1 protein-coding gene and 2 pseudogenes are annotated in these 1,727 nt (G+C 39.1%); all 3 read left to right on the forward strand.

From position 1 onward, the window contains the following. A pseudogene (locus QUA10_RS28940) lies at nucleotides 1-137 on the forward strand (UDP-glucose 4-epimerase GalE); the annotation flags it as partial. Between the two features lie 170 nt (nucleotides 138-307). Continuing rightward, on the forward strand, nucleotides 308-1,237 hold the full coding sequence (locus tag QUA10_RS28945; RefSeq protein WP_333085403.1) for an alpha-1,2-fucosyltransferase: 930 nt from the start codon (nucleotides 308-310) through the stop codon (nucleotides 1,235-1,237). A 24-nt stretch (nucleotides 1,238-1,261) separates the two neighbouring features. Then, nucleotides 1,262-1,727, forward strand: a pseudogene (locus tag QUA10_RS28950) (hypothetical protein); the annotation flags it as partial.

Consider the following 1,727-nt stretch of genomic DNA (forward strand, 5'->3'; position numbering starts at 1 on the left):
TGAAAGAGGTGATAGAAACGGCTCGCCAAGTGACGGGAAAAGAGATTAAGGCTGTTGAGTGCGATCGGCGTCCGGGCAACCCGCCGGCTTTGGTTGGCAGCAGCAAAAAGGCGATCAAAACCTTGGGTTGGTCTCCATAATATCCCGACATCAAGGATATTATATCCCATGCTTGGCAGTGGCATCAAAAGTGTCACCACTCTTAATATGTAGCGTGCTTATAGCGCACCTTACCATTACAGCACAATTTGATTGAATTCTTGTGGGGAGTAGGGGTTTGGCGTCCGGCCAGCCCCAAAAATACAATATGCTAATAATATCTGCTAAATCGGGACAACTCGGCAACCGACTGCTGCTTTTTGCTAATTTCATTGCTTGGGCGATCGAGCATAATTTGACTGTTCTCAATCCGGCTTTTGAGGAATATGCAGAATTCTTTGTGGGAACCGCAGGGGATTTTTTGTGTTGTTATCCTCCTCCATATTTTACCGTAGGAGGTAACAAGTTAGTCAGAAGCCAATATTATAATTTTATTAAATATTTAAGCAGCAAAAAAAATTTAAAAACGCAAGAAATAACCCGAAAAAAACCTTTTAGTTGGCTTACATATCAGGATATCGCACAAATCAAGCAGGGTTCAATTGTTTGTTTTCAAGGCTGGCTATTTCGAGATGGCTGGTTTGTAGAAGATCTCCCCTATTTACACAAGTACGCCGACCAAATTAGAGCCTACTTTGCACCATTAGAGCGATATAGAATCAATGTAGATCGTTTGATATTGAATTTAAAAGATAACTCTGATATGCTAGTCGGAATTCACATCCGTCAAGGTGATTATGCTCAGCATCAACAGGGGAGATACTTTTACACTACTCAGCAATATTTAGAAGTCATGAATTCTGTGGTAAGGCTATTTGAAGGAAAAACAATCAAGTTTTTGATTTGTTCTAATATCCCACAAAAATCGAGTTTATTTGATAATTTTAACTGTGGATTTGGCAGTGGTCATTTAATTGAAGATATGTATGCTTTGGCTGAGTGCGACTATGTTGTCGGGCCGCCTAGCAGTTATACTATGTGGGCTTCTTTTTATGGAGATAAACCTCTTTACATGATCGCAAATCTTAATAAAACAATTAACCTGAAAGATTTTGTACATTTTTATGAATGGCAAGGAATTTTTCACGAACGAGATGACTGGAGTGAGAGCTTTTGGGAGTGGACACACGCTCGGTAAATAAGTAAATCAATAAGTAAATAAATGAATTCAAATAAATTAGCAGTCAAGGGATTTATTACTATATTAACTGGTCTTTACTCTTTCCAGGATTGCGTTCATTTTCTGGCGTCTATCAGGAAGTTTCACCGGGAACCAATTATTATTTTAATAGATAGAGTTCCTCTAATTTTATATCCTTTACTTCAGGTGTTCGGAAATGTCATATTGAAACCTGCACCCTCTAATGAAAATCCTGTTTTAGCATCGCGACAAGCTAAGCTGGCTTTGTACGGGGAATCTTTGTTTGAGAAAACTATTTATATGGACTGCGATATTTGTTTGCTGTCGCCAATAGATGAGGTTTTTGATTTTCTTGATGGGGTAGATTTGTTGGTGACGGAAGATGTGCAGCCTGCGATTGCTAAAGCGGCAAATTTATTAAGAGTTAAGCAGGATATTCTGTCAACTTTGCAGTCTGTCGGGTTGCCGCTAAATGCAAATAGCATTC

The sequence above is a fragment of the Microcoleus sp. Pol8_D6 genome (assembly GCF_036700965.1).
Classification (GTDB): domain Bacteria; phylum Cyanobacteriota; class Cyanobacteriia; order Cyanobacteriales; family Microcoleaceae; genus Microcoleus.

Coding starts and splice junctions, on each gene's coding strand:
- QUA10_RS28945 (WP_333085403.1), top strand. CDS start 308: ATGCTAATAATATCTGCTAAATCGGGACAACTCGGCAACCGACTGCTG.